Below are 1,878 nucleotides of genomic sequence, written 5' to 3'. Positions count from 1 at the left end.
CAATCATTTTCAAAAAAAATATCGACAAAACCAAATCCAGTTTCGGCTCCCTCTCCTTTGGAGACGGCTGGGGTGAGGATTAAAATCTGCGGAATGAAATACCCCGAAAACATACTCGAAGTAGGCTCACTCCTACCCGATTATATGGGCTTTATCTTCTGGGAGAAATCGGCTAGATATTTTGAAAGTACCATTCCCAAATTACCAAAATCGATAAAAAAAGTTGGCGTTTTTGTAAATGCAACTTTGGATGAAATTTTAGATAAAATTAAAACACACGATTTGCAAGCTGTTCAATTGCATGGTAACGAATCAGTTGAATTTTGCGAATTATTAAAAAAAAATACTTCAAAACTGATAGTTATCATAAAAGTATTTCCAATTTTAGATACCTTTGACTTTGGAATTTTAAATTCCTACGAAAAAGTGTGTGATTTTTTCCTTTTTGATACCAAAGGAAAACTACCTGGGGGAAACGGAACCACTTTTGATTGGAAAGTATTAGAACAATATCCATCGACCAAACCCTTTTTCTTGAGTGGTGGAATTGGTATTGAAGAATTTGATTCATTACAAGAACTTTTGAAAACCAATTTACCTGTTTTTGCCATTGACGTGAACAGTAAATTTGAATTAGAACCTGGATTAAAAAACATACAATTATGTAGAGATGCGATAAATCGCGTCTCTAGTAATCAATAAAAAGAGATGCGATAAATTGTGTCTGAAAATAAAAAAAATAAAAAAAATGTCATACAACGTTAACGAAAAAGGCTATTACGGAGAATTCGGAGGAGCATACATTCCAGAAATGTTATATCCAAACGTCGAGGAATTACGCCAACAATATTTGAAAATTACAGCTGAACCTGAATTTCAGGAAGAATTTGATGCTTTGCTCAAAGATTATGTAGGTCGCCCTACTCCACTTTATTTTGCAGCTCGCTTATCTGAAAAATACAACACAAAAGTGTATCTCAAAAGAGAAGATTTATGTCATACTGGCGCGCATAAAGTCAACAACACTATTGGACAAATTTTATTGGCCAAACGTTTGGGCAAAACCAGAATTATTGCCGAAACTGGAGCCGGTCAACACGGTGTAGCTACAGCAACTGTTTGTGCCTTGATGGGATTGGAATGCATCGTATATATGGGAGAAATCGACATCAAACGTCAAGCTCCAAATGTAGCTCGAATGAAAATGTTGGGTGCCGAGGTTCGTCCCGCACTTTCAGGTTCTAAAACGCTAAAAGATGCCACAAACGAAGCCATTCGTGATTGGATAAATAATCCAGTTGACACCTATTACATCATTGGATCGGTAGTTGGACCTCATCCCTATCCTGATATGGTGGCACGTTTTCAAAGTGTAATTTCAAAGGAAATCAAAGAGCAATTATTAGAAAAAGAAGGTCGAGAAAATCCTGATTATGTTATAGCTTGTGTCGGTGGCGGAAGCAATGCTGCGGGTGCATTTTACCATTTTTTAGACCATCTTGATGTTAATATTATCGCTGTTGAAGCTGCCGGATTAGGAGTTGATTCTGGCGAAAGTGCTGCCACTTCGGCTTTGGGAAAAATTGGTGTCATTCACGGAAGTAAAACCTTATTGATGCAATCTTTAGACGGACAAATTACAGAACCCTATTCAATTTCGGCTGGTTTAGATTACCCAGGAGTTGGCCCGATGCACGCCAATTTATTCGCTACAGGAAGAGCAGAATTCATCTCGATTACAGACGATCAAGCGATGCAGTGGGGCATAAAATTGTCGCAATTGGAAGGCTTAATTCCTGCCATCGAAAGTGCTCATGCTTTTGCTGTTTTAGACGAAAAAAAATTCAAACCTACTGATATTGTCGTGTTTAATTTATC

2 protein-coding genes are annotated in these 1,878 nt (G+C 37.5%); both read left to right on the top strand.

The window, feature by feature from the left end; translation table 11 throughout:
• The coding region (locus tag EKL98_RS15450; protein WP_449404014.1) for a phosphoribosylanthranilate isomerase at nucleotides 1–702 on the top strand (702 nt) is incomplete at its 5' end.
• A gap of 46 nt (nucleotides 703–748) precedes the next feature.
• A partial coding sequence (gene trpB / locus EKL98_RS15445) for a tryptophan synthase subunit beta (protein ID WP_126563094.1) occupies nucleotides 749–1,878 on the top strand: 1,130 nt, incomplete at its 3' end.

The sequence above is a fragment of the Flavobacterium bomense genome, assembly GCF_003970355.1.
The sequence above is the reverse complement of the archived record's forward strand: the minus strand, read 5'-3'. Positions and strand labels throughout refer to the sequence as shown.